This is a genomic window from Aureimonas sp. OT7 (genome assembly GCF_014844055.1).
GTDB classification, from domain to species: Bacteria; Pseudomonadota; Alphaproteobacteria; order Rhizobiales; family Rhizobiaceae; genus Aureimonas; species Aureimonas altamirensis_A.
This window is the reverse complement of record NZ_CP062167.1, coordinates 784083-807718: the sequence shown is the minus strand read 5'-3', so window position 1 is coordinate 807718 and position 23636 is coordinate 784083. Positions and strand designations below refer to the sequence as shown.

Below are 23636 nucleotides of genomic sequence, written 5' to 3'. Positions count from 1 at the left end.
TGAACTCAGTCGTCTGAATCGGCTGCGGTCACATCGGGGCGCAGAAGGTGGCCGAGGCCCATCTTTCCCCAGAGGCGGCGCGTTTCGTGCTGGGAAACGGCGTCAACGACACCCGCGCCCCATTCCGAGAAGTCCACTTCACTGCGGAGCGGCTTCTCCCCGCGGGGGAGCGCCAGAACGCGGGCAACTTCGTCTGCGACGGCTTGCGCCGGCTGCTCGCGCCCTTCGAACAGGCGCTCCAGGCCGGGACCGTAATTGTCGAAATCCGCTTGAAGGCGACCGTACTCGGCCAGCACGGCCTTGTCCGACGGAGCCACGTGAGAGTCGAAGTGCGAGGTGCCCTTGGTGAAGGCGCCGGGCATGATGATGACGCTCTCGATGCCGAAGGCGCCGACCTCGTAGGCGGTCGCCTCGGCGATCGCGTCGAAGGCCATTTTGCCCATGACGTAAGGACCCATGAAGGGGCCGATCACATAGGCGCTGCCCGTGCTGTTGTAGATCAGCGTACCGCGGCCGGCGGAACGCATCACCGGAAGAACCGCACGGTTCAGGATGTGAGCGCCCAACGCGTTGAATTCGAACGCCTCGCGCACCTGCTCCGGCGTGAACGCCTCGGTGAAGCCGATGTAGAGATGCCCGGCGTTGTGGAACACCGCGTCGAGCCGGCCGTGGCGCGCCATGACGGTGCGCACGGCATCCGCGCAGCTCTCCTCCTTCAGGACATCGAGGTCGATAACAACAGCCTCGCCGCCGACCGAGGCGGCATAGTCCCGCACTTCGGTCGCCCGCTCGGCGTTGCGGGTCTCCGGCTCGCGAATGCCGGCATAGACGGCCCAACCGGCGCGCAGCATGGTCTTGACGGTCAGCAGGCCGAAGCCGGTGCCGGCTCCGGTAATTAGGATGGTCTTTGACATTTCACGTCTCCTGTCGACAGCGCTGCCAGGAAGGCACGGTGTCGAATGAATTCTCAGGCGATCGAAGCTATCGAACGTCGACGATCGCCTGGTTCTTCGGGCTCACTTCGCCGGCTTTTCCCTGGTCAGAACCATCCCGGCGTGGTGCAGCACATCGGCTGCCACGAAGTCGCCATCGGCGGTGAAGCCGGTGTCATCGACATAGTCGATGTGGGTTCCGGAGACGCGGTAGCGTCCCTGGTAGGCGTGGGCCCGACCGCCCCGCGCCTCGTCGTACCGACCATCCGGCAGCAACTCGTGCCGGATGCGGCCGTCCGCCGTCACCCACATCCCGACATAAGGATGGCTCGCCTCCATCACGCCGGGTTCCCGACCGGACGCACGACGATCTCGGTCGTATTCACGTCCTCGGGCTGGATGATCGCGTGAAGAATGGCGCGCCCGATCGCGTCGGGCTGGAGCGCAACGGCGCGAAAGGCTTCCATCTCGCGGCGGGCGGCTTCGTCGGAAATGCTGTCGGCCAGCTCGGACGTGACTACGCCGGGGCACACGCTGGTGACGCGGATGCGGTCGTTCTCCTGGCGCAGCCCATCCGAGATGGCGCGCACCGCGAACTTGGTGGCGCAATAGACCGCGGCCGTCGGAGATACGGCCAGGCCGCCGATCGAAGCGATGTTGATGATGTGGCCGAAGCCTTGCGCGTTCATTGCCGGCAGCACGGCGGCGATGCCCCACAGCACGCCTTTGATGTTGACGTCCACCATCTGCTCCCACTCGTCGACCTTGAGCGACGACATGGGAGAGAGCGGCATGACGCCGGCATTGTTGACAATCACGTCGATGCGTCCAAATTCGTCGAGCGCCTCCTGCGCGAACGCGGCCACGTCGTCGCGATCGGTCACGTCGACCCGCCGCACGCGGGCATTGCCGCCCGCCGCGGAGATCTCGCGCCGGAGCTGTTCGAGCCGATCGGTGCGCCGCGCGCCCAGCACGACGGTCATGCCTGCTTGTGCCAGCACGCGGGCCGTCGCCTCGCCGATGCCGCTGCTCGCGCCTGTGATGAGTACGATCTTGTCCATGGTGTTCTCCTTTCAGTGTTCGTCAGAAAGGTAGTGCCGCATGGACGGCTCAACTATTGCCCCAATCCTGCATGGCTTGGTTAGCCGTGCTGGACAATGTAGGTGTCCTCAGCGCCCGTCAGTGGCCGACGTCGCCCGCTGCCAGCGTGCGCGCAGCGGCCGATCAAGTCAGGGGTCCACCGGCTTGGTCGTGGCCAAACTGGCTGCGCGGTTGGATTCAGCGGGAACGGCGGTTCTGCGACGAAGAACGAACAGCGGCACGCTGTGCTCCAACGTGAGCGGTCATGCCTTGCACCATCGCATCGAAGACGATCCGCATGCGCCGCGTCGACCGAAGGTCTTCATGCATCGCGATCCAGACCGGAAGATCGGCGCCGAAAACGTCGGGCAATACAGGCGCCAACGCCGCGTCGCGCATGGCGATCGGCTTCTGCATGACGCCGATTCCACATCCGGCGCGCACCATCGCGATCTGGGCGAGCTGGTTGTCCGTGCGAAGCGCGGAGGCCGGCAGGTCGGGCCAGACCGCATCAAGCAACCGGAGAGACTCCGCGTCTCGGTCGAAGCCGATGATCGCATGACGGTTCAAGTCGGCCGGCCGCTCGATCGCTTCCGAGCGGGCGAGATAATCCCGGTGCGCGTAGAAACCGAGGGAAATGCGGCCTATCGACTTGACCAGCAATGCCTGCTGCTTTGGCTCGACCATCCGGATTGCCAGATCGGCCTCGCGTCGCAGCAGGTCGGACTGGGCGTTGGTGAGCACCAGTTCCAGCGTCAGCCCGGGATGGGCGGCGTGAAGCGCAGCCAGTATCGGCGGCAGAACTTCGGCGCCGATCACTTCGCTTGCGCTTATCCGGACAACGCCGGAAGCCGCACCCGCCGGGGCGGAGGCTGTACGCACCAGCGCCGCGGCAGCCGCGGCCATGGCGGCGGCGTGGGGCGCCAGCGCCATGGCGGTCTCAGTCGGCTGCAAACCACGCGCTGATCGGGTGAAAAGGGCTCCGGAGCCCAGCGACGCTTCCAGATCCGCGATGTGGCGACCGGCCGTCGGCTGAGTAAGTCCCAGAGCACGAGCCGCACTTGAAAGGCTGCCCTCGCGCATGACCGCGTCAAACGTTCGCCAAAGGTCCCAACCGGGGTCGCTACTATCCATGCATATTTGTATATCCGAAATGCACTTTTACGCAATTTCCGTTTGACCCAGTTCCACCCACCTCTGTCACAATTCACGGAGGCATATCTTGGCGAACGAAACGAACAAGGCGCTCGTCATGGGCGCGACCGGTGGCATCGGTGGCGAGGTTGCCCGGGCGTTGCTCGCCCGGGGCTGGGACGTGCACGCCCTCCACCGCGATCCGAAACGCGCAAGCGCGAGCAACCCCGACCTGTATTGGACAAAGGGTGACGCCATGGAGCGGTCCGCGGTCACCCGGGCGGCGGAAGGCATGTCGGTGATCGTTCACGCCGTGAACCCGCCCGGCTACCGCAATTGGGCTGGTCTGGTCCTGCCGATGCTGGACAACACCATCGCTGCCGCAAAGGTAAACGACGCACGCGTGCTGCTGCCGGGCACGGTCTACAACTATGGCCCGGACGCAGGCGAAGCAGTCGACGAAGACGCGCCGCAGAACCCGATCACCCGTAAGGGCGCGATCCGCGTCGAGATGGAACGCCGGCTAAAGCAAGCAAGCCGGGAAGGCGCAAAGGCGCTGGTGGTGCGCGCGGGCGACTTCTTCGGGCCGCACAGCGGCAACAGCTGGCTGGCGCAAGGCATGGTTCCGACAAGAGGCCCCGTGAAGAGGGTCTTTAATCCGGCTCGCACGGGGGTGGGCCACGCCTGGGCTTATCTGCCCGATCTCGCGGAGACGATGGTGCGTGTGCTGGAGCGACGCCACGAACTGCCCGACTTCGACATCTTCCATTTCGGCGGGGCCTGGGTGGAGGATAATCGCACCTTCGCCGAGGCGATCCGTCTGGCGGCAGGACGCCCCGTGGCACCGATCTATCCGTTCCCCTGGGCCCTCGTACATGCCGCCGCACCCTTCAACGAAACGGCGCGGGAGATGCGCGAGATGATCTATCTCTGGCGTCGTCCGCTGCGACTCCTGGATGGCAAGTTGCGCGGCTTTCTGCGCGACGTGCCGGCCACCCCGCTGGCTGACGCCTTGCAGATCACGCTGAAGGGGTTGGATCGCTTGTGACGTAGGTGCGCAGTTCGCAGGCCGGCATCATAGTCCTCACACGCCGAGGTTCTCGGGGCGGTATGACTTCAGCTCATGTATCGATCCAGCCACGCTAGCATCGGCGCAGGATTGCGCGAGAAATAGCCGTAGCCGTCCCAGCGACGCGTCGTTCCCTCGATCCAGAACAATTCCTTCTCGTCGGCCGCGATGTTGTCGAAGACGGTCTGCACGTCGATCGGCTTGCTCATCGAGTCGTCATGCACCTGGTAGATGAAGGTGGGCAGCCTGACGTCCTTGGCAGCCTCACGCGGCGAAAGTTGATCGAAGCTGAAGCTTGTCGCCATCTTTATCAGCCTGTCGAGTTCCGCTATCCGGTCGGCGGGCACCCCGGACAGCGCCAGCTGACCCTCGTAATAGTATTGCGGTGACAGCGGCTGCGCGCCGACGAGGCAGCGTACGCCTTCAAACTCCTCGGGATAGGAAGACAGCGCAAACATCGTCGAGTTGCAGCCGAGGCACCGGCTGAACAGCCCGATCGTCATGCTGTTGAGGTCCGCGCGAGAGCGGACGTAGCGTTGAGCCCCGACCACGTCCCGAGCCTCGAACCGGCCGCTCGTGACGATGCCGTTGCCGATCCCGCTAAGACCGTGGTGGCGTAGATCGTAGGTGAGGATATTGTAGCCGGCATCGTGCAGAATTCGATAATCGAGGGTGAAGTCCACCTCGATGTCGTTGCCAGCCGGCGCAAGCATCGACTTCCACGGCTCCAGATGCGCCGGCTGGCCGTAGCGGTTGAAACCGCGCGGATGGTTGACGATCACCAACTTGTCCGAGCCTTCGCGGGGGATGAACCAGGCCTCCAGCGGCACTCCGTCCAGGGCAGGAAACGTCACCTCCTCGAAGGTGAGCCCAACGTCGGCGGGCGTGCGCAGGATGGGCGCACGGAGCTGGCTTTTGAAGGCGTCGGCAATACCCTTCAGGACCTTCTCGATCTGCTCCTCGCCCATTGCCTTCGTGCGGTGATCTGTCTGTGTCATATGTCGCCTTCTTGACGCTGTTCAGGGTATCCATACCGTCTCTGAGAACTATATACGGAGGCACCTCCGGTTATTGAAGGGACAGGCGTGGGGCTCCAGGCAAAGAAATCAGACAGGGCGCCTCGGTCGGATGCCGCCGCCAATCGTGAGCGCATCATCGAAGTGGCCGGCGTGATGTTTCGCGCCGGTGAGCGGACGGTGAGCCTCGAAGCCGTCGCCAAGCGTGCGGGGGTCGGCATCGGGACGCTCTATCGCCACTTCGCCTCGCGCGAGGCACTGGCGGGGGCGGTATACCGAAAGGAAGTAGAAGAGCTGGTCTCACTGGCGGGCACGGCGGACCGCACCGATGATGCTCCCGCTGCCCTGCGCAAGTGGCTGCGCGCCACGGTCGACTTCGTCGCCACCAAAAAAGGAATGGCCGAAGCGCTAAGCTGGTCGGCGCGGATGCCGGCCGATCTCGCAACCTATACCAGCGACCGCCTCACCAGTAGCGTGGAGGATCTGCTGCGTGATGCCTTGCGGGAGGGACGGTCGCGGAGCACGATCACCGCGCAGGAACTGCTGCGCGTATTGGTCGCGCTTTGCTACGAATTCGACGAGCCGGGCTGGCAAGCCCGTGTCATAGCGCTGCTGGACGTCTTTCTGGACGGACTACTTCTCACGTCGCAGCCGGCGACGCGCTGAGCTAAGTCGTGATCAATGGGTCCATGCCAACGGCCGTACTTGCCTTCAGATCTACCGCCTTTTGTTCTACAGCCAAGAGCGCCAGATCGATGGTGGGACGAAGTTCCTCCATCGTCGCGCCGTCCCGCGCCTGTATCGAGAGGCCCTGCAGAACCGTAGCGAGATAGCGGGCGAGATCATGGGCATCCGACGCCGGCAGCCAGCGGAGCAGATGCTCTCCGATCGCCCGTCGGAAGGTCGCCCGGCGGTCGGCCAGCCTCTCTGAAACCGCCCGATTGTCGGGGTGGGACACGATCATGCCGCTCGAGATCAGACACCCCCTGTTGCTCTTCGTGACATTCTCCGCGCCTGCTTCCAGCAGGCCGCGAGCCCATTCCGCGAGCGTCGTCGCATCCGCCAGCTTGTCCAGGTCGAGGCCGGCCTCACCGCGCTCGTAGAGCGCCACCGCTTCCTCGAACAGGCCGGCCTTGCTGCCGAACGCATGGTAGAGGCTCGGGGGGGCCACGCCGATCGCGGCCGTAAGGTCGGCGATCGACACACCCTCATAACCGCGAGCCCGGAACAGGTCCAACGCCGTACGCACCGCCGCTTCCCGTTCGAAGCTGGCCGGTCGACCGCCAGCACCTCCCTTACCTTTTTTACTGACCACTAAAAATGACCCTTGCCTGAGTTCGCTCATCGCATATATAGCGACCACTAAACAACACAAGGGCCGGAGACATGGCGACCAGACGGGAAATTTTAGCAGGCTCACTGACCGTCGCGGCCATGGGCACGCTGATGCCGGCCACAGCCATGGCCACAGACCCCGCCCAGCCGGTCGGCCAGCCTGTCTCCATCCGAACGAGGGATGGCCTGGCCTTGTCCGCCATGAGCTACGGCGATGCGGCCGCGCCGCCGATCATCTTCGTTCACGGTCTCAGCCAAAGCCGACTGTGCTGGGATCGCCAGCTGGTCGCAGAGCTCGCGCACCACCGCCTGATCACCTTCGACCTGCGAGGGCACGGAGACTCCGATAAGCCGACTCAACCTGAAGCCTATGCCGACGGCGCCCGCTGGGCCGATGACCTGGCCGCCGTGATCGAGCAGACTGGTTCGCGAGGCGCCATCCTTGTAGGCTGGTCGTTCGGCGGCCTGGTGATCGGGCATTATCTGCGCCGCCACGGTACGGGCGCAGTAGCTGGCGTCAATCTGGTCGATGCGGTCACGTCGTTCGACCCACAGTTCCGCACCGAGGAGTCCGGCCATTGGGGCGCCCGTCTCGCCTCGCCGGACCTCGACGTTCGGTCCGAAGCGATCGCCCGCTTCCTCTCACTGTGCTTCGCCAAGCTTCCGCCCAAGACCGACCTCGATCGCATGCTCGCCTATAACGGCATGGTCCCTCGGGCCGTTCACCTTGGCTTGGGGTCGATCGAGGCCAACGGGCTGGACGAAGGCTATGCGCGCGTGCCCCGCATCCTGCTGAGCCATGGCGCCCGCGACGCCCTCGTGCGCCCCGGCATGTCGCGTCGCATGCTCATCGTGAACCCCAGATCGAACCTCTCGATCTATCCGGAAGCCGGTCACTCACCCTTCTACGAGGATGCTGCACGCTTCAATCGCGAACTGGCAGCCTTCTCCCGGCTCTAACCTCCCAGCAGAAAGGCAAGCTCATGATCCTCAAGACCTACACCCGTATCTTCACGACGGACCTCGACGCGACCGTCGCCACGCTCAAGGCGGTCCATGGCACCGAGCCGCATTTCAGGCTCGACTTCGATCCCTGGACGCTCGTCGGAATCGGCGACGTGCTCGCCGTCGGCGGAACGGAGGAGGCGCTGGAGCCGATCCGCGGCAGCCTCGGCCCCTGGATCGTGGAGGACATCGACGACGCGAAAGCCAGGCTTCTGGCGCTGGGTTCTACGGTGCTGCGCGACATCGAGGACGTGCCCACCGGCCGCATGATGTACATGAAGCACGTCGACGGCAGCGTGGTCGAGTACGTCCAGTGGACTCCTGAGCTGGCCGAGCAGCACATCTTCGCACCGCTGCGCGCCGGCACGCCAGCCTCGCAGATCTGACCCGGAGGACAGACGCCATGCTACTCTACCAATTCCGCAAGGGCACCAACCCGCGCCGCGTGATCATCTACCTGTCCGAGAAAGGCATCGATGTCCCGCGCTACGAACTCGACTATGAGAACAAGGAGCACCGCTCCGAGAAGTACCGCGCCATCAATCCATCCGGCCGCGCGCCGACCCTGGTGACCGATGCCGGTCTCGCGATTACGGACTCGGCGGCGATCGTCGAGTATCTCGAGGAACTGCATCCCGAGCGCCCGATGATCGGCGCTGATGCGGCCTCGCGCGCCCGGGTGCGCTCGCTCGAGCGTCTTTCCGCCGACCTCGTGGCGCGCGGCCAGCTGTGGCTGTGGAACCAGACCGACGCGTTCCCCGGCAAGGAGCCTGCGCCGTCGCGCGATGCCGCCGACCGAATTTTCCGCTACATCACCGAGCTGCTGGACGTGCTGGAGAAGGAGATCGGCGAGCACGCGTTCATTGCCGGCCCGACGCCGACGATCGCCGACTTCACCGCCTTCCCGATCTTCCAGACGGCGCGCGAGCGGTTCGACCTTGCCTTCGGCAACGATCATCCGCGGCTGGACAGCTGGTACAAGCGCTTTCGTGACCGGCCAAGCGCGGACTACTGAATGGGTGCCGCCATGTTACGCCGATACCGAACGGGCCGTCTGGCCTTCTGCATCCTGGTGTTCGGCGCCGTGTACCCGCTGGTGACCGGGCTGTCGTATCTGATGCAGGCGGTCACGCCGGAATGGGACTTGTGGCAACGCCATCTGGTCATCGTTCCGGTGATCGTCGCCGCAATGGTGTTCGCCATCATACCCGGCATCCACCGTCTGCTTCGTCCGGTCGCCGTGCCCGACGAGTAAATCCGTCACGCCGGTCCCTTGACCAGCGAATGCCTGCTCCGTCTGATTTGGGTCCTGACCCGCGATGGGCGCTCCATCACGACGGGCCTCCCTTACCTCCACTGTCTGACATGCTCGATCAGGGCGCGCATTTTAGGCGCCATGTTGCGACGCTGGGGGAAGTAGAGAAAGAAGCCGGGGAATGGCGGCAGGAAATCATCCAGCAGGGGCACGAGTTCACCGCTCTCCACGAACGACCGGAAGGTTTCCTCCAACGCGAAGGTGACGCCGCCTCCCGCAAGCGCGGTGCGTAGCATCAGGCGCAGGTCGTTGGTGGTGATCTGGGGCTCGACCGCCACGTCGAAGGGGATGTCGTTCTCCTCGAATTCCCATCGGTAGGGCGCGACATTCGACGCCGGGCGCCAGCCGATGCAGCGGTGATGGACGAGGTCGCGCGGGTGCGCCGGAGCGCCGTGGGCGGCCAGATAGGCCGGAGCTGCGACCACCATCTCGCGCTGGTCGCCGCCGAGGGGAACAGCGATCATGTCCTGCTCGATCACCTCGCCAAGCCGGACGCCTGCGTCGAAGCCGGCGGCGACGATGTCGAACTCCTCGTCCGTGACCGTGACGTCGATCGTCACACCCGGGTTGGCCGCTGCGAACGAGGCGAGCAGCGAGCCGGACAGGAACCGTTCGGCGATCGAAGTCGCGGCGATGCGTAGGAGCCCACGCGGTTCGTTTTCTTCCGCCACGCCTTCGAGCGCCGACGCGATGTCCGAGAAGGGCCGCGTCAACGCATCGCGCAGGCGTTCGCCGGCCTCGGTCAGGTGCACGGAACGTGTGGTTCGCATCAGGAGCGCCGTGCCGAAGGCGTCCTCGAGACGGCGTATTCCCTGGCTGACGGCCGAGCGCGTCACGCCCAGGCGATCGGACGCGGCGCGAAAGTTGCGCTCCTCCGCAACGGCGAGGAACAAGGGCAGGAGGTTCAAGTCGATCTTCATTGTTCAGCACAACTAACCGAACAGCCTATCGATCGATAGATACCGGCATCAGTCGCGAACATCCATCTTCTTCCCCGAAGGGCTGCCTCTCAGGCGGTGGCTTTCCGATCGCTTCCACAGATGGCGCCGAAGTCTTCGGCAAGGTCGGCCAGAGACGTGTCCGCAAGTCGCTTCAACAAGATCGCTTCCGCCGCCTCGAGGGCTCCGGTCAGCGCTCCGTTGACGGCCTTTTCAACCGCGCAATCGGGATTGTCGGAGGCATTGCCTATGGCGAACAGGTTCGGGCCGCCCACTGCCTTGTGGATATCCAGCAGCGAGACGCGGCGCAGATCGCAGGCCAGGCGCCAGCCCCCGCCATGCCCCTTGTCCGACTGGACATAGCCCTGGTCCCGCAACCCCGCCAAGGTCCTGCGGACGACGACGGCGTTCGTGCCGAGCATGGCGGCGATCTGCTCGGACGTGAGCGGGCCCTCCGCACAGGCCATGTGGAGAAGGACGTGCAGCATACGGGAAAGGCGACTGTCAGGTCTCATCAGCTTGCCTCGTCGAAATAGGTCGGCTCAGGTTATCATGCAACTTCGTATGTTGCTTATCTCTTGCGCCCTGCCATCACGTAACTTATGATGATGCGTAAAGGAGAGCAACGGTGAAGCTTTATGAACTGGACTGGGCACTCTATCCGCGCCGGATAGGCATCTATCTTGCCGAGAAGGGGATGGAGGGCATCGAGCGCATTGCGTTCGATGCGATGGATGAAGGATCGGGCAAAAGGCTCAAGGCCTTGAGCGCGTTGGGCACGGTCCCGGTTCTGGAAACCGAAGGCGGTTGCCGCATTCGGTCTTCCATCGCGATCCTTGAATATCTCGAAGAGCGGTTTCCCGAGCCCGACATGATCGGCCACACGCCGGAAGAACGGGCGCTCACCCGCGAGCTGATGAGTGTGGCGGACGAAGCGGCGCTGCACCTGGGAATCTGGTGCCACAAGGGCAGCCCGGTCTTTGCGGGCGCGGAGGAGCAGAGTGAGGATGCGGCGCGCTTTGCGGCACATTCCTATCGGCGGCAGCTCGACCGTCTTGATCTGTTGCTCCGCGAGACGGGCGGACCTTTCCTGGGGGGCGACAGGATCAGCCTGGCCGACTGCGTGGCCATGGCGACGCTGGAATTCGCCGAAGGCGCATATGGCGTGCCGCTGCCGCAAGAGTTGGAGAGACTCGGCGCCTGGTACACGCGCTTCAAGGAACGGCCGAGCGCCTGCTGTCCTCCCTATCCGGCAGCGTTCCTGGAGCGCGCCTATGGACTGCCACAGCACAGCCGATGCTGGCCGGTATGAGGAGCAGCGACATGCAGAATGATTTCGAAGTCGCCATTGTCGGCGGCGGCCCCGCGGGCCTATCCGCCGCATTGGTGCTCGGCCGGGCGCGCCGGCGCGCGATCCTTATCGACGGCGGCAGCCCTCGCAATGCAGCCGCGCCCGCCATGCACAGTTTCCTGTCGCGCGACGGCATTTTGCCGGGGGACTTCCGCGCCATCTGTCACGACGAACTGGCGGCCTATTCCACCATCGTGCGCCGTGCCGACGTCGTAGCCGACATCCGCAGCACCGGCCAGGGGTTCGAGGTCGTCATGGGGGATGACACGGTCACGAGCCGCAAGGTTATCCTCGCCCTCGGCCTCGTGGACACGCTCCCCGACATCGAAGGTCTGGGCGAGAACTGGGGCAAGGGTGTTCATGCCTGTCCCTACTGCGACGGCTACGAACATCGTGATCGACATTGGGGCGTCCTCGCGGATCAGCCCGAGGTTCTGGATTACGTCTTGTTCCTGCGCGGGTGGACCGATCATATGACGGTATTCGCACGGCCCGGCGACGTGAGCGCTGAACGGCACGACGCGCTTCGTCAACGCGGCATTCGTCTCGTTGGCGGAGCCATCGCCAGGGTCGTCGGCGGTGACGGACATTCGCTGCGGGGCGTCGAACTTGCAGACGGGTCCGACCATCAGGTGGGGTCACTGTGGGTGCGGCCGGTACAGAGCCAGGCGCCCCTGGTCGGCAGGCTCGGGCTGCGTCTACGCGAAGACGGCGCCATCTGGCGGGACGAGCGCGGCGAGACCTCCGTCCCCGGTCTATCGGCGGCGGGGGACTGTGCGGCAGGGCCGGTGCAACAGGCGATACTCGCGGCGGCCGATGGAGCGAGAACAGCTTTCCCCGTGGTCCATGCGCTCGTGACGGCTGGACTTTGAAGACGACTGCGGTGAGCGACATGCGGGGAGGCTTTTCACCACGCAGTCAGGTGTCTGCATGATGTTCGGACGGGCGCATCCACCGCGTCCGTCCGCCGCCCGTCTCTACCTTGGGAGGCACGTCTTCTTGCGTCAGCGCAGTCCCGGGATCGCGAAGCCGCCGTCGGCACGGATGGTTTGACCCGTGATGAAGCGCGCCTCCTCCGTGCAGAGCCACACCGCGACATCGGCCACGTCGCGGGGCTCGCCCAGGCGCTTGAGCGCCGCATTGTTGGCGAGCGCCTCGTAAAAGTCATCACTCAGCCCGGCCGACATCGGCGTCCGGATGACGCCGGGGGCGACGTTGTTGACCCGGATGCCCTGAGGTCCGACTTCGAGAGCCAGGGCGCGCACGAGCGCATTCAGCCCGGCCTTGCTCGCGGCATATGCCGATGTGCCAGGCGTTGCGGCCTCGGCCACAAACGACGACGTGTTTACGATACTGCCGCGTCGACCGGACGCCGTCATGGCGCGGATCTCCGCGCGCGCAAGCAGCCATACGCCGCGCAGGTTCGTGCCCACCACTTCGTCGAAGTCTGCGGCGGAGAGTTCCATGATCGGCTTGAACGGTCCAAGGATACCGGCATTGTTGAAAGCCATGTCCAGCGGTCCCAGCGCATTTTCCACCTGCGCGATCAATGCCTCGACCGCACGTTCGTCAGAGACATCGGTCGGGACCGTGATCGCCCTGCCGCCCTCGCGCTCGATCGTGCGCGCGACCTCGTCCAAAGGGGCTTCTCGGCGACCGGCGAGCGCCACGGCGGCGCCTTCGCGCGAAAAGCGGAGCGCAGCGGCTTCGCCGATTCCGCTTCCTGCGCCTGTCACCAGTGCGACTTTGCCATCCAACCTGCCGACTGTCTTCGTCATGCCCGTCTCCACTTGAAATTCTACCTCAAAAGATAGGCGATGTGCGGAACGGTATAATACGCTAGTATCTCAGCAGATTAATGAGCAGGGAGCAGCAATTGCGCGGAGTTGAATATGCCGAGCTGGTGGCCTTTCTGGCCGTCGCGCGCGATCGAAGCTTTCGTCAGGCGGCGGACGCCTTGGCCGTTTCCCCATCAGCGATCAGTCACACGTTACGCGCCCTTGAAGACCGCCTGGGTACCAAGCTCGTCAACCGCACCACGCGCAGCGTCTCGCTGACCGATGCCGGCCGTCAGCTGGAACGACGGCTTGCACCGGCCTTCGCCGACATCGAGGGAGCGGTGCAGGAGGCTGCGGCCGGCGCCGACAAGCCCGCCGGCACGTTGCGTCTGACCGTGCCGCGGGTGGCAGCGCAGATGGTGCTGTCCCCGATCCTCGGTCAGTTTCTGGCCGACTATCCCAATATTCGCCTGGAGATTACGGTGGATGACGCCTTGGTCGACAGCGTCGCCGACGGGTTCGATGCCGGTATTCGCCTGGACGAGCGCGTCCGCCGTGACATGGAGGCGGTTCCGGTAAGCGGCGCCTTGCGCGGTGTAGTCGTTGGCTCCCCGGCATATCTTGCGGTCGCCGGCGTGCCGACCACGCCGGAGGCGTTGTCCCATCACCGCTGGCTCAATTACCGGCTGCCGTTCAGCGGACGGTTGCTGCCGTGGGAGTTTTCGCGAGCGGGGAAAGAGGTGGCGCTATCACTGGACGGCCCGCTGACGACGAATGACGTGGACCTGTTGATCGCGGCCGCGCTCGATGGCGCCGGTCTGGCCTGTATCACCGAAGCGACGATCACTGACCATCTTGATGCCGGGCGCCTGGTACGCCTGCTCGATGACTGGTGCCCGCCATTTCCAGGCTGGACACTTTATTACCCGCGGAACCGTCACATACCACCGCCGCTACGGGCGTTCATCGACTTTCTTACCGCGCAGGCAACCGCTGCGACAGCATGAACAGGCGGCAAAGCGGCAGGTGCGCCGACGCCACCGGCCTCAATCTTTCGGCTGCCACCTACGCGCTCAAGCAGCATCAGAAAGTGCAGCCCGGTAAAGTCCATAAGCCACCTTTACGAGCAGCCCCTCGTCGCACATGCGAGACAGGTAACAACGAGGGACTCCAATATCGGTCAAATCCTTCGTTCGAACCTCTCCCTTCTGAAGAGCCAGCGCAACGGCCCGCGACCTCAGGGAAGGAGGAGCTCCCAGCTAGACGTACACGCTCCGCCCGTTCTCGATCACGCTTCCTTTGCTTCGCGTGTGGTTTCCGCGTAGTTTCTCGGGGAATCTCGGACATGAGATTCGTTTCTTCATTCAGTCCGGGGAGCCGAGCCGGACTCGAACTCAACTACGTCGAGCCCTTTGAAGAAGGATGGTGCGGGTGGTCGGAATCGAACCGACACTCCTTTCGGAACCGGATTTTGAAGGGAGTCGCGTTTACTGAATGCGCCTCCTCGTAGCGGGTGCCGCAAGTTTCGAGCTCGTCTAGCAGCGCCTGTTCGCTCCTACTCTGCACCTAGCAGTCGGGCAAAACCCGCCGATGTGTACGCTATGGCCCGAAAACACCGCATGGGATTTCAACGGGGCTTCCAGTATCAGCATCTATCAGTCTCAATCGCTTCAGCAACGCAGGAGATTGAGCATGGCAAAGATCGAAACTACGCAAATTCGGAGAACAATCCGGCGGCAGCAGTTGCGTGAGATGGTGCCGATGGCTGACAGCACTATTTATGAAATGGAGCAGCGTGGCGAGTTCCCCCGTCGGTTCGCGCTCTCGCCGCGCTGTATCGTATGGGACTTGGCCGAGGTTGAGGCTTGGCTCACGGCACGGCGGGCTGCGCCGATCCGGCGTGCCCAACATCCTGATGTTTCCAAGCGTAAATCCCGCCCGGTCAAAGGGCGGGATCAAGCTCCATCAAGGGCATAGCTTGCGGCAAGAGCGTGGGGGCATACTTCCGGCCGTCGATCCAGGCGTCCACGGTATCCGCCCACTGCCGCATCATATGCCGACGCTGCACCTCATACTCGGCCTTGTTATAGACGCCGCGCGACGAACGCCCATCCTCGTGCGCCAGGCACTTCTCGACCCAGTCGCTGTTAGAGCCCAGCTCATTTAGTAGCGTCGAGCCCGTCCGCCGCAGATCATGGACCGTGAAAGGCTCCAGCGGTAGCCCCTCCTTCTTGGCCTGTTCGACGACAGCATAGGTGACCCGATTGAAAGTCGCGCGCGACATCGGCGCGTCCGCATCGTACCGGGACGGCAAAAGATATCGGGAGTTGCCGGAGCAGGTCTTGAGCGCAATCATGATGTCCAACGTCTGTCGGCACAGGTAGACGTTGTGCGGCTTCGACCGCTTCATGCGCTCCTTCGGGATGGTCCAGACGGCGTTGTCCAAATCGATCTCGTCCCAAACTGCATCCTGCAACTCGCTCTTCCGGACCATGGTGAGCAGGTAGAGCTTCATACCGAGGCGGATCGTTGGCAACGTCGCAATATGCTCGAGTTGCTTGAACATGATGCGAATCTCTGCCGGCGAAAGCGCGCGGTCCTTTGGCGTAAAGGTAGCGATCGAGGCTGGACCGACGTCATCGGCCGGATTGGCGACCTTCTCGCCGTGGAGAATGGCAAAACCGTAGATCTGCTTAAGGATATCACGCACATGGATACCAGTTGCAGGAGCACCCCGTTCGACGATCTTGCCGCAGTGAGCGCGTAGATCATCCGGTTTGATCTCTGTCAGTAGACGATTTCGCCAGACGGGCATGAGTTCGCGTTCGAAGATAGAGCGACGCATCGCGCGCGTGCTGTCGGCCATGGTCGCGTTGGTCAGCCACTTCTCGCCGAACTGGCCGAAACTCTTTGCTTCCTTGATCCAGCGCTTCTCGCGCTGCTTCTCGATGGCGGGAGACCGCCCCTCGGTGATCGCGCGCCGCGCGTCGATGCATAGCTCGCGAGCCCTGGCGAGCGATATTCCGTCACGGGCATATCTGCCGAGATACACGGTCTCCCGCCTGCCGTTCAGCCGATAGTCGAGGCTGAATGAGATGGCGCCCGACGGCGCGACGCGCACATACATGCCGTCACGATCGGAAACCTTATACATTTTGGCTTTTGGTTTCAAAGACTTGAGTGCTGCATCGGTCAACATTTAGGGCCTCCGCGCGGAAAAGTACCGTCACGCGGTTTTTGCTGGCCGATGTCGTCGAAAACACTTATATTCAGCGCATTGGTTCGAAAAAAGTACCGTCATTGGCCTCGGTTGACCTGACGGTACTTTCGTTTTTCCGGTTGATCAATGGGGGTGAGGCCCGTCAGTGAGACCGCCGAACGCCATCTATGCCCACCGATAGATGTCGATAGACACAGGATGATTTTATTTTTGTTTTCAGTAACTTATATCGTGCCGAAGCGTAAAATCGGCGGCGTTCGGATAGGCCCGAATTATTCCCACTCAAATATTTTTTTCGCCCTAAGCATCTGATATATCTGCGAAAAATAATTTCAGCGTCCGATTATGCCGTGTAAGGTGCCGTCAAAAACCTAGCCTCTTGATTTTGCTGAGTTTTCAGGCGTCAAACTTGCTGAAAAAATCCTGTGAACTTTCGGCATCTATCGGCTGCTTCGCAGTGAGGCAGCAACCACAAACGTCGAATCTGATGCGTCGATAAAGTACCGTCAAAACCGGCAAAATCAATGCTCCCACTTGGTCGTGGATCGGCGGGCTGAGATCGAACATTGCATGGACGGCAGAGGTTGAGAGGTGAAGACAGTTTCTCGGGAAGAGCTTTACGAGCTGGTTTGGTCCAAACCCATGACCAAAGTTGCCGCTGATTATGGCGTTACGGGTACGGCGTTGAAGAAGACCTGTGACCGCCACGACATTCCAACACCAGAACGTGGATACTGGGCGAAGCTGGAATACGGAAAGCGGGTCAACAAGGAAGCACTACCGCCACTGAGCGAACCAAACTTGGCTACGGTGAGGATATCAGGAAGTTCCGAGCAGCATCTGTCTCCGTCGGTCCGCGACGCCAAGGAAAAAGCCAGAGACAGGCTCCACAAGCACGCTACGGCTAAGCCGCTTCTGGTCTCTGAATCCGAACCGACGCTAAGCATCGTTGAACCGCCGTCTCTCGCTGCGACAAGGCGCGCGATTTTGAAAGCGCGTCCTGACGACCAAGGTTTCGCGTCGGTCCGCTCGAAAGGCGTTGTCCCACTCAAAATTGCTCGTGCTTCGATTGAACGGGGAATTCGGGTTCTAAGCCAGTTGTTCACTCTTGCGGTAACCCAAGGCCATTTGCCCAAGGCGACTGAAGACGGGTTGGTGCTCATTGTCGAGAATGAGTCAATTGCGTTCGGCCTGGAGGAACAGCCCGAGAAAACCTTGCATCAACCAACACCCGCGGAATTGAAGCGGCGGGATGAAAGGGCGCGCTGGGGCTACACCACCGATCCATGGCCTAAATACGACCAATTTCCATCCGGCCGGCTCGCCATCGTCATTCACGCCAACCCATATTCGGGTCTTCGCCGCACTTACTCAGACGGAAAGACACAAACCTTGGAAAGCATGCTGCCCGACATATTGGCAGGTTTCGCCGGGCACGCAGCCTACATTAGTGAGCGCAGGAGAGAATCCGACGAGCGGGAGCGCCGCCAGCGAGAGGCCGAAGCTCGACGCCAGCGTGAAGAGGCATTCAATAGCCGCGAGAAGCGCCGCATGGAGTTTGTGGATGCAGTCCATGAGCAATTGAGCCAACGGGACAAACTTACTGCAGTGCTGCATCATCTCGAAAATGCAACGTCTGAGGATGCTGCAAGAGTGAGCGCAATGACGACTTGGGTCCGGCAGCGTCTGAACCAGATCGACGCCCTGATCAATCCCCATTTTCTCGACATTTCGGCGAGATCGTCGAAAGTCGATTTCGCCGAGCCAGATCCTGAACAGGAAGCAGAAAGGGGCAGCTTTTACTATTCGCCCCCCATCACCCTCCAACTCTGGTCTGTCGACGACGAAAAGGGGCTGGCCACCTCGTGCTCGCCGCTGGAGTGGACAGACGCCTTGGCCTTGCCGATCGAGGAAGCAGAAACGGGCGAAGCCTCTCCGACTGAATGATACGAAACCAGTTTCAGCCATCAAAATTCGAGGATTTGTATCAACGCAAGGCCTTGCGGTTTGCCATATGCCGTATTTGCCAACCGAAGTGACGCTAACGGGGATATCTTCGAACTGGTGTGCAGTTTGAATATGGGCTAAAAAGTCCACCATGAGTGAGCAAAACGCAGGAAAGCTGAAACAGCTCGAGCGCCTCCTCCCGGAGGGCTTGCTCGTCGATTCCGCGTGGCTCTCCGCGCGTGACTACTATACTTCGCTGCGCACCAAATATGTCGCCTCGGGCTGGCTCGAACAGCCGGCACGCCGGGTCTATCGACGCCCCCGCGGACAGTTGAGCTGGCAGCAGGTCATTATCTCGCTCCAGACGCTCCTCGACCATCGCCTTGTCGTTGGCGGTCGGACAGCTCTCGAACTGCAAGGCTATGCCCACTACGTCTCGCAAGGCAGTTCTAAGGTCTATATTCACGGTCCAACCAAGCCTCCCAACTGGCTCGCCGCGCTGCCACTCAAGGAGGAATTCGTCTACCGCAACAGCACACCGCTTTTTGGGAGCGACCTGGACGATGTTGACTTCCCTTCCCTCGTTCCGGGTGCCGGCAAGCAAGGCGACCGGCCTCTCCAGGAGGCCGGACTGCGCTCCCTTGCCTGGGGACAATGGGATTGGCCGCTTACGGTTTCAGCACCGGAACGTGCCATCCTCGAGCTTCTCGACGAACTGCCCGACCATGAAAGCTTCCATCAGGTCGACGTGCTCATGGAGGGCCTGAGCGATCTTGCTCCGCGACGGCTGCAGAAGCTGCTTGTCCGCTGTCGAAGCGTAAAGGTGAAGCGCCTCTTCTTCTTCTTTGCCGATCGGCATCGCCACGCATGGCTCAAACACATTGAGCGCGCTGCAATCGATTTTGGCTCGGGCAAGCGCATGCTGTTCAAGGAGGGGCGCTACGATCCCGTCTATCAGATCACCGTGCCGAAAGAACTGGATGAGGCACCCTGATGGCTTTTGCTGACGCCTACCGCAACCAGGTCGCGCTCCTGATCCGCGCGTTGCCTTCAGTCGCAGCGGAAGAGTGTTTTGCGATGAAGGGCGGCACGGCCATCAATCTCTTCATCCGGGACCTGCCACGGCTTTCGGTCGATATCGACCTCACCTATGTGCCGGTTCAGGAACGCGCGGCCTCGCTAGCTGCGATCGATGCGGCGATGCTACGCATCGCGGAGCGCATCACTGAAGCGGTTCGTGGCACCCGCGTCGCACCGTCGCGCTCGCGCGAAAACGTCGTCACCAAGCTCGTGGTTCGCAGCGACAGTGCGCAGATCAAAATCGAGGTCACGCCGGTCCTGCGAGGCTGCGTATTCGAACCCGAATTTCGTGCGGTTTCCTCTGGCGTCGAAGACGAGTTTGGTTTCGCGGAAATGCGGATTGTCTCCTTCCCCGATCTCTACGCCGGGAAGATCGTCGCCGCATTCGACCGGCAGCATCCACGTGACCTCTTCGATGCGCGCGACCTCCTGGCAAACGAAGGCATCGACGACGCGCTGCGGCGGACCTTTCTCGTCTACCTCATCAGCCACGACCGGCCCATGGCCGAGGTGCTTGCGGCGCGCCGGAAAGACATCAAAGCTGAGTTCGAGCGCGGCTTCGTCGGCATGACGCGGCAGCCGGTTGCACTCGACGACCTTCTGGCAGCGCGTGAAGCGCTGATCAGCGAAATCGTCGGTTCAATGCCTGATGCTCACCGCCAATTCCTGTTGGCGTTCGAACGAGGCGAGCCCGATTGGTCAACAGTCGGCTTGGAGGCAGCCGCTAGTCTGCCGGCCGTGCGGTGGCGGCAACAGAATCTCGATAGCCTGAGTGCCGAGAAGCGGGGGACGCTGGTGAAACAGCTTCAAGAGGTCCTGACGAGATAGGCGAAGCGATGGCGGAGATGGCTGGTGTCTGGACTGAGGAGCAGAACGACGCGATCGTTGCGGATTACTTCGCAATGCTCGCCGACGACATCGCCGGCCGGCCATACAGCAAGGCCGACCACAACCGGCTGCTGCAGGCGGTAATTGGGCGGCCTCGGGGTTCCATAGAATATAAGCACCAGAACATCAGCGCAGTGCTAAAGGGCCTCGGGGAAGATTGGATCCCTGGCTATAAACCGGCCTTCAATTTCCAAGCGTCGCTCGTCGACGCGGTGGTTCGCTGGCTGGATCGTCATCCGGATTGGCTCGTATCCATCGCACGGACGGCCATGAATCCGTCGCCGACAGCGCTGAGGGAAGAGGCGATTCTATGGATCGGCCCGCCACCGACGCACAGCAATGCGCCGCCGCCCAATGAACTCGAGCAGATGACAGCTATCGCCCGGAAGTACGATGTGGCCGAGCGTGATGCCCGCAACCGCGCACTGGGCCGCGCCGGCGAGGAGCGGATCCTCGCCCATGAGCGTGCCAGCCTGCTCGCCGCCGGCCGAAGTGATCTCGCAGATCGCATCCGCTGGGTATCGCAGGTCGATGGCGACGGTGCCGGCTACGACATCCTTAGTTTCGATCCCGATGGCCGCGATCGGCTGATCGAGGTGAAGACGACCAAAGGCTGGGAACGAACGCCGTTTCACATCACGCGGAATGAATTGGCCCTTGCCGAGGAGCGCCGCGGCGATTGGCGACTGGTGAGGTTATGGAATTTCGGACGGGAGCCACGGGCATTTGAGTTGCGGCCTCCGTTGGAGGCGCATGTGTCGCTGATGGCAACCAGTTATCAGGCCAATTTCTTGTAAAGGCCGGCACCCGACGGGTACCTTTCGACGTTCGACTTAGCAAAGCTGAAATTCAGTTCGCAGATGTCGCCCTCACTAAGGTCTTGTGCCCAGCCATCAAATTGTCGTTCGAAGAGCTTGAAGCCGAAGCAATATCGTTTTCTGATCAGCGCGGACAATCATCGGTAAGTTTAAATCATGTAGGGTTCGGAAATAACGTTCATTTCCATTGTCTCTACATTTATTCGTGGAAGAGTAAGCAGCTGCGAGCGGATGGGAGTGGGCAAACAATGAGCGATTCCGAACGAAGCTATTTCAATGACAGCCCTATCGAAGCAGCCGACGATGACCGCTATGGAGTGACCGGTTTTGCGGAATCGATCGCGAAGAGCATCATGCGAATGCAAAAGCCAGTTGGAACGACCATTGCACTCAATGGGCCGTGGGGGTCCGGCAAAAGCAGCGTCGTCAACCTCATCCGCGCTGCGCTAGCACAATCCGGCAGCGAAAAGCTGGTGGTTTCGGATTTCAAATGCTGGTGGTACCGAGGTGAAGAAGCGCTGGCGCTCGCCTTTCTGCAAAGCCTAAATGGAACGTTGCGAACCAGCCTGGGCGACAAGGTAAGAGACCTGATCCCCAGCATCACTCAACGCCTGCTTCAAGCCGGACCGACTATCGGCGCAGCAGTGACTCTGGCAAGCGGCGCGCCATTGACAGCCCTGTTCACCGGCGGCTCGAAGTTTGTGAGCACTTTCTTTCCCCAGGGCGATACTCTCGAGAAGACATTTCAGAAGCTGGCAAAAATCATTGCCGATGAGGATCGTCGATTCCTCGTCGTGATCGACGACATCGATCGTCTCTCGCCCGACGAAGCGATAGCGATATTCCGGCTGGTGAAGTCCGTCGGCCGCTTGCCCAATATCATGTACCTGCTGGTGTTCGACCGCGATCTGGCCGAAAAGGCGGTGCAGGAGCGGTTTCCTTCGGAAGGCCCCCACTTTTTGGAGAAGATCGTCCAAGCGGGATTTGAAGTGCCTGCCCCTCTCCAAACAGACTTGAACCAAGCGGTCCTTACCGCAATCCAGGAGATTTGCGGCGACCCAGAAGAGGCTCAGATCGTCCGCATCATGAACCTGTTCTACGATATCGTGGCTCCATACATGGCGACCCCTCGGCATGTGGCCAGATATCAGAATGCGATCAGCGTGACGTGGCCCGCCGTTGCAGGCGAGGTGAGCTTGGCCGACTTCATCGCTCTGGAAGCACTGCGCCTGTATGAGCCTGGCTTGTTTCGGGCGATACGCTCCCGAAAAGAGGAGGCGTGTGGTGTCTCCAATCAGCATAACGGCAATCAGAATCACGATGATCGTCTGGAGCCGTTCTTGGATGATGTTCCTGTGTCACGTCACGATCTAGCAAAGGTAGCATTGCAGCGCCTGTTCCCTAGGCTCGAAAACATGGGCTACGGCGGCGATTGGATTTCACATTGGGATGCCGAACGCCGCGTCTGCATCGAGGCTCATTTCGATACCTATTTCCGCCTCACCCTGAGTGACGAAACACTCCCGACAAAGATCATTGAGGAGATGGCAAAGCGGGCTGACGATGCCGATTTCATCAAGATGACGATGCGAACGGCCGCGAAAGCGATTCGCCGCAACGGGAAATCGATGGTGCCCGTCTATCTAGACGAACTGACGACACATGCCGCTCGCGTCGACAAAGGCAAAGTAACTGCGTTTCTCGGGGCACTATTTGAGATCCACGATGAGATCGACCTCGACGTCGATTCCGAGCGCGGCTTTGGCGGAATAGCAAACACGAGCCTGCGCTATCACTGGCTACTACGCCGCGTTACGCGCGAGCGCTTCACGCCGGAGGAACGGAGCAATGTCCTCGTTGCGGCGATTCAGAATGCGGCCCTCGGTTGGCTAGTCGATTTTGCTTCATCAGCCATTGGCGATCATGAGGAGGAACGGAAGCAAGGTCCAAAGCGGGACGAGGATTGCCTTGTGCAAGCCTCCGCCATCGAGCCTGTGCGCAAACTAGCATTGGATACGATCCGTACGGCCGCGGCGAACGGCTCGCTGATTGACCACCGGGATCTCGTCTATGTCCTTTATCGTTGGCGTGATCTGCTCGGCGGCGACTCGACCGAAGTGCGCGAGTGGACGGGCGCGCGTATCCTCGAAGATCCTAGCCTTGTCGCACTTGCTCGGGATTTCACGGGACGCTCATGGTCTATGGGAATGGGCGGATTTGGAAGCCTCGGTGATCGTGTTTCCAAAGTCACCGTGGTGGCACAGATCAGCGACGATACCGAGATTATTGACTCCGAGGCATTTCGGGCTCGATTGAAGGAAATCGCGGCAAGTGGAAAGCTGAACCAGGACGACCTTAATACAGTTCAGACGCTGCTAGATGCTTGGGATCGAAAGCGCGCTGGTAACGATGGGTTATTCGACAGATAACAGTTCGAAAGGGCCGAAAATTGACAGTGTAGTTGTGGACGGGAGATCGGCACCGGTGAGGCGATCAATGGCGGAACATGGGGAACACTAACCGTCAAAACCGACAAAAGACGGTTTCCAGGTAGAAGCTTTACGCAGTAGGTTTGGTCCAAATCCATGACCAACGTTACCGCACGCCCCATCCGGGTGTTGTGTGATTTGGGCGTGCACGAGCCTCCCTCTTGACGAACAATCCGAGAGGGTTATTTCGCTGGCGGCATACAGCACGTAACATCCGCTAATTCATGTACGCGGGAGCGAA

General features: G+C 61.7%; 25 protein-coding genes and 1 pseudogene. 15 read left to right on the top strand and 11 right to left on the bottom strand.

Features of this window, described 5'->3' with window-relative positions; translation table 11 throughout:
• Positions 1-5: 5 nt before the first annotated feature.
• The 4 genes and pseudogenes from IGS74_RS03820 to IGS74_RS03805 form a co-directional block, all read right to left on the bottom strand.
• The gene (locus tag IGS74_RS03820) at positions 6-914 is read right to left on the bottom strand and encodes an SDR family NAD(P)-dependent oxidoreductase (RefSeq protein WP_192389446.1); all 909 of its coding nucleotides are present in this window, start codon (positions 912-914) and stop codon (positions 6-8) included.
• Between the two features lie 102 nt (positions 915-1016).
• Positions 1017-1259 (bottom strand): annotated as a pseudogene (locus tag IGS74_RS03815) (Atu4866 domain-containing protein); the annotation flags it as partial.
• 11 nt (positions 1260-1270) lie between these two features.
• Positions 1271-1993, bottom strand: coding sequence for an SDR family oxidoreductase (locus tag IGS74_RS03810; RefSeq protein WP_192389444.1), 723 nt, complete (start codon positions 1991-1993; stop codon positions 1271-1273).
• A 217-nt stretch (positions 1994-2210) separates the two neighbouring features.
• On the bottom strand, positions 2211-3146 hold the full coding sequence (locus IGS74_RS03805) for a LysR family transcriptional regulator (RefSeq protein WP_192389442.1): 936 nt from the start codon (positions 3144-3146) through the stop codon (positions 2211-2213).
• Positions 3147-3234: 88 nt separating this feature from the next.
• Here IGS74_RS03805 and IGS74_RS03800 point away from each other — a divergent pair, with 88 nt between their 5' ends.
• Complete coding sequence (locus IGS74_RS03800; protein ID WP_246722888.1) at positions 3235-4194, top strand: NAD-dependent epimerase/dehydratase family protein; 960 nt, start codon at positions 3235-3237, stop codon at positions 4192-4194.
• A 68-nt stretch (positions 4195-4262) separates the two neighbouring features.
• Here the strand turns inward: IGS74_RS03800 and IGS74_RS20205 are convergent, their stop codons facing one another.
• Positions 4263-5213, bottom strand: a complete 951-nt coding sequence (locus tag IGS74_RS20205; RefSeq protein WP_246722886.1) for an alpha/beta hydrolase — start codon at positions 5211-5213, stop codon at positions 4263-4265.
• Positions 5214-5300: 87 nt separating this feature from the next.
• Between IGS74_RS20205 and IGS74_RS03790 the strand changes: the two genes are divergently transcribed.
• Positions 5301-5897 (top strand): TetR/AcrR family transcriptional regulator, encoded by a 597-nt coding sequence (locus IGS74_RS03790; RefSeq protein WP_246722884.1) that lies wholly within the window; start codon positions 5301-5303, stop codon positions 5895-5897.
• A 1-nt stretch (position 5898) separates the two neighbouring features.
• On the opposite strand, the gene IGS74_RS03785 is transcribed toward IGS74_RS03790, so the two are convergent.
• Positions 5899-6576, bottom strand: coding sequence for a TetR/AcrR family transcriptional regulator (locus IGS74_RS03785; protein WP_192389440.1), 678 nt, complete (start codon positions 6574-6576; stop codon positions 5899-5901).
• A 41-nt stretch (positions 6577-6617) separates the two neighbouring features.
• On the opposite strand from IGS74_RS03785, the gene IGS74_RS03780 reads away from it, so the two are divergent.
• Genes IGS74_RS03780 through IGS74_RS03765 form a run of 4 tightly spaced genes read left to right on the top strand, consistent with a single transcriptional unit; the run spans position 6618 to position 8826 of the window.
• Positions 6618-7526, top strand: coding sequence for an alpha/beta hydrolase (locus IGS74_RS03780; RefSeq protein ID WP_192389438.1), 909 nt, complete (start codon positions 6618-6620; stop codon positions 7524-7526).
• A 23-nt stretch (positions 7527-7549) separates the two neighbouring features.
• A complete protein-coding gene (locus tag IGS74_RS03775) occupies positions 7550-7957 on the top strand; it encodes a VOC family protein (protein ID WP_192389436.1) in 408 nt (135 codons plus the stop codon).
• A gap of 17 nt (positions 7958-7974) precedes the next feature.
• Positions 7975-8586 carry a glutathione S-transferase N-terminal domain-containing protein gene (locus tag IGS74_RS03770; protein WP_192389434.1) on the top strand — a complete coding sequence of 204 codons (612 nt, stop codon included), beginning with the start codon at positions 7975-7977 and terminating at the stop codon, positions 8584-8586.
• 12 nt (positions 8587-8598) lie between these two features.
• The gene (locus IGS74_RS03765) at positions 8599-8826 is read left to right on the top strand and encodes a hypothetical protein (protein WP_192389432.1); all 228 of its coding nucleotides are present in this window, start codon (positions 8599-8601) and stop codon (positions 8824-8826) included.
• Between the two features lie 92 nt (positions 8827-8918).
• Here the strand turns inward: IGS74_RS03765 and IGS74_RS03760 are convergent, their stop codons facing one another.
• Positions 8919-9806, bottom strand: a complete 888-nt coding sequence (locus IGS74_RS03760; protein WP_192389430.1) for a LysR family transcriptional regulator — start codon at positions 9804-9806, stop codon at positions 8919-8921.
• 89 nt (positions 9807-9895) lie between these two features.
• A complete protein-coding gene (locus IGS74_RS03755) occupies positions 9896-10339 on the bottom strand; it encodes an Rrf2 family transcriptional regulator (protein WP_192389428.1) in 444 nt (147 codons plus the stop codon).
• 113 nt (positions 10340-10452) lie between these two features.
• On the opposite strand from IGS74_RS03755, the gene IGS74_RS03750 reads away from it, so the two are divergent.
• Both IGS74_RS03750 and IGS74_RS03745 read left to right on the top strand, forming a co-directional pair.
• Entirely contained in the window at positions 10453-11136 is a 684-nt protein-coding gene (locus IGS74_RS03750) for a glutathione S-transferase family protein (protein WP_192389426.1), read from the top strand.
• Between the two features lie 11 nt (positions 11137-11147).
• Positions 11148-12047, top strand: coding sequence for an NAD(P)/FAD-dependent oxidoreductase (locus tag IGS74_RS03745; protein ID WP_192389424.1), 900 nt, complete (start codon positions 11148-11150; stop codon positions 12045-12047).
• Between the two features lie 132 nt (positions 12048-12179).
• Here IGS74_RS03745 and IGS74_RS03740 read toward each other — a convergent pair whose 3' ends face one another.
• A complete protein-coding gene (locus tag IGS74_RS03740) occupies positions 12180-12953 on the bottom strand; it encodes an SDR family NAD(P)-dependent oxidoreductase (protein WP_192389422.1) in 774 nt (257 codons plus the stop codon).
• Between the two features lie 80 nt (positions 12954-13033).
• Between IGS74_RS03740 and IGS74_RS03735 the strand changes: the two genes are divergently transcribed.
• Positions 13034-13960, top strand: a complete 927-nt coding sequence (locus IGS74_RS03735; RefSeq protein ID WP_246722881.1) for a LysR family transcriptional regulator — start codon at positions 13034-13036, stop codon at positions 13958-13960.
• 66 nt (positions 13961-14026) lie between these two features.
• On the opposite strand, the gene IGS74_RS20200 is transcribed toward IGS74_RS03735, so the two are convergent.
• Positions 14027-14137 carry a type IV toxin-antitoxin system AbiEi family antitoxin domain-containing protein gene (locus tag IGS74_RS20200; RefSeq protein WP_246722879.1) on the bottom strand — a complete coding sequence of 37 codons (111 nt, stop codon included), beginning with the start codon at positions 14135-14137 and terminating at the stop codon, positions 14027-14029.
• Positions 14138-14645: 508 nt separating this feature from the next.
• On the opposite strand from IGS74_RS20200, the gene IGS74_RS03725 reads away from it, so the two are divergent.
• Positions 14646-14930: an AlpA family phage regulatory protein gene (locus IGS74_RS03725; protein ID WP_192389420.1), complete on the top strand. Its 285-nt coding sequence runs from the start codon at positions 14646-14648 to the stop codon at positions 14928-14930.
• Here IGS74_RS03725 and IGS74_RS03720 read toward each other — a convergent pair.
• Positions 14896-16152 carry a site-specific integrase gene (locus IGS74_RS03720; RefSeq protein ID WP_192389418.1) on the bottom strand — a complete coding sequence of 419 codons (1257 nt, stop codon included), beginning with the start codon at positions 16150-16152 and terminating at the stop codon, positions 14896-14898. The two genes, IGS74_RS03725 and IGS74_RS03720, sit on opposite strands and share 35 nt — an antisense overlap.
• Positions 16153-16764: 612 nt before the next feature.
• Between IGS74_RS03720 and IGS74_RS03715 the strand changes: the two genes are divergently transcribed.
• From IGS74_RS03715 to IGS74_RS03695, 5 genes are all read left to right on the top strand, one after another.
• A complete protein-coding gene (locus tag IGS74_RS03715) occupies positions 16765-18120 on the top strand; it encodes a hypothetical protein (protein ID WP_192389416.1) in 1356 nt (451 codons plus the stop codon).
• Between the two features lie 151 nt (positions 18121-18271).
• Positions 18272-19114, top strand: coding sequence for a type IV toxin-antitoxin system AbiEi family antitoxin domain-containing protein (locus IGS74_RS03710; RefSeq protein ID WP_192389415.1), 843 nt, complete (start codon positions 18272-18274; stop codon positions 19112-19114).
• Positions 19114-20028, top strand: a complete 915-nt coding sequence (locus tag IGS74_RS03705) for a nucleotidyl transferase AbiEii/AbiGii toxin family protein (protein ID WP_192389414.1) — start codon at positions 19114-19116, stop codon at positions 20026-20028. The genes IGS74_RS03710 and IGS74_RS03705 overlap by 1 nt, the downstream gene beginning before the upstream one ends.
• A gap of 8 nt (positions 20029-20036) precedes the next feature.
• On the top strand, positions 20037-20885 hold the full coding sequence (locus IGS74_RS03700) for a DUF3883 domain-containing protein (RefSeq protein ID WP_192389413.1): 849 nt from the start codon (positions 20037-20039) through the stop codon (positions 20883-20885).
• Positions 20886-21154: 269 nt separating this feature from the next.
• Complete coding sequence (locus IGS74_RS03695; RefSeq protein WP_192389412.1) at positions 21155-23335, top strand: P-loop NTPase fold protein; 2181 nt, start codon at positions 21155-21157, stop codon at positions 23333-23335.
• The last annotated feature ends 301 nt before the right edge of the window (positions 23336-23636 follow it).

Coding starts and splice junctions, on each gene's coding strand:
- IGS74_RS03725 (WP_192389420.1), top strand. CDS start 14,646: ATGGCAAAGATCGAAACTACGCAAATTCGGAGAACAATCCGGCGGCAG.
- IGS74_RS03735 (WP_246722881.1), top strand. CDS start 13,034: ATGAGCAGGGAGCAGCAATTGCGCGGAGTTGAATATGCCGAGCTGGTG.
- IGS74_RS03705 (WP_192389414.1), top strand. CDS start 19,114: ATGGCTTTTGCTGACGCCTACCGCAACCAGGTCGCGCTCCTGATCCGC.
- IGS74_RS03820 (WP_192389446.1), bottom strand. CDS start 914: ATGTCAAAGACCATCCTAATTACCGGAGCCGGCACCGGCTTCGGCCTG.
- IGS74_RS03805 (WP_192389442.1), bottom strand. CDS start 3,146: ATGGATAGTAGCGACCCCGGTTGGGACCTTTGGCGAACGTTTGACGCG.
- IGS74_RS03745 (WP_192389424.1), top strand. CDS start 11,148: ATGCAGAATGATTTCGAAGTCGCCATTGTCGGCGGCGGCCCCGCGGGC.
- IGS74_RS03770 (WP_192389434.1), top strand. CDS start 7,975: ATGCTACTCTACCAATTCCGCAAGGGCACCAACCCGCGCCGCGTGATC.
- IGS74_RS03710 (WP_192389415.1), top strand. CDS start 18,272: ATGAGTGAGCAAAACGCAGGAAAGCTGAAACAGCTCGAGCGCCTCCTC.
- IGS74_RS03760 (WP_192389430.1), bottom strand. CDS start 9,806: ATGAAGATCGACTTGAACCTCCTGCCCTTGTTCCTCGCCGTTGCGGAG.
- IGS74_RS03810 (WP_192389444.1), bottom strand. CDS start 1,993: ATGGACAAGATCGTACTCATCACAGGCGCGAGCAGCGGCATCGGCGAG.
- IGS74_RS03755 (WP_192389428.1), bottom strand. CDS start 10,339: ATGAGACCTGACAGTCGCCTTTCCCGTATGCTGCACGTCCTTCTCCAC.
- IGS74_RS03765 (WP_192389432.1), top strand. CDS start 8,599: ATGTTACGCCGATACCGAACGGGCCGTCTGGCCTTCTGCATCCTGGTG.
- IGS74_RS03700 (WP_192389413.1), top strand. CDS start 20,037: ATGGCGGAGATGGCTGGTGTCTGGACTGAGGAGCAGAACGACGCGATC.
- IGS74_RS03780 (WP_192389438.1), top strand. CDS start 6,618: ATGGCGACCAGACGGGAAATTTTAGCAGGCTCACTGACCGTCGCGGCC.
- IGS74_RS03785 (WP_192389440.1), bottom strand. CDS start 6,576: ATGAGCGAACTCAGGCAAGGGTCATTTTTAGTGGTCAGTAAAAAAGGT.
- IGS74_RS03740 (WP_192389422.1), bottom strand. CDS start 12,953: ATGACGAAGACAGTCGGCAGGTTGGATGGCAAAGTCGCACTGGTGACA.
- IGS74_RS03720 (WP_192389418.1), bottom strand. CDS start 16,152: ATGTTGACCGATGCAGCACTCAAGTCTTTGAAACCAAAAGCCAAAATG.
- IGS74_RS03775 (WP_192389436.1), top strand. CDS start 7,550: ATGATCCTCAAGACCTACACCCGTATCTTCACGACGGACCTCGACGCG.
- IGS74_RS03695 (WP_192389412.1), top strand. CDS start 21,155: ATGAGCGATTCCGAACGAAGCTATTTCAATGACAGCCCTATCGAAGCA.
- IGS74_RS20205 (WP_246722886.1), bottom strand. CDS start 5,213: ATGACACAGACAGATCACCGCACGAAGGCAATGGGCGAGGAGCAGATC.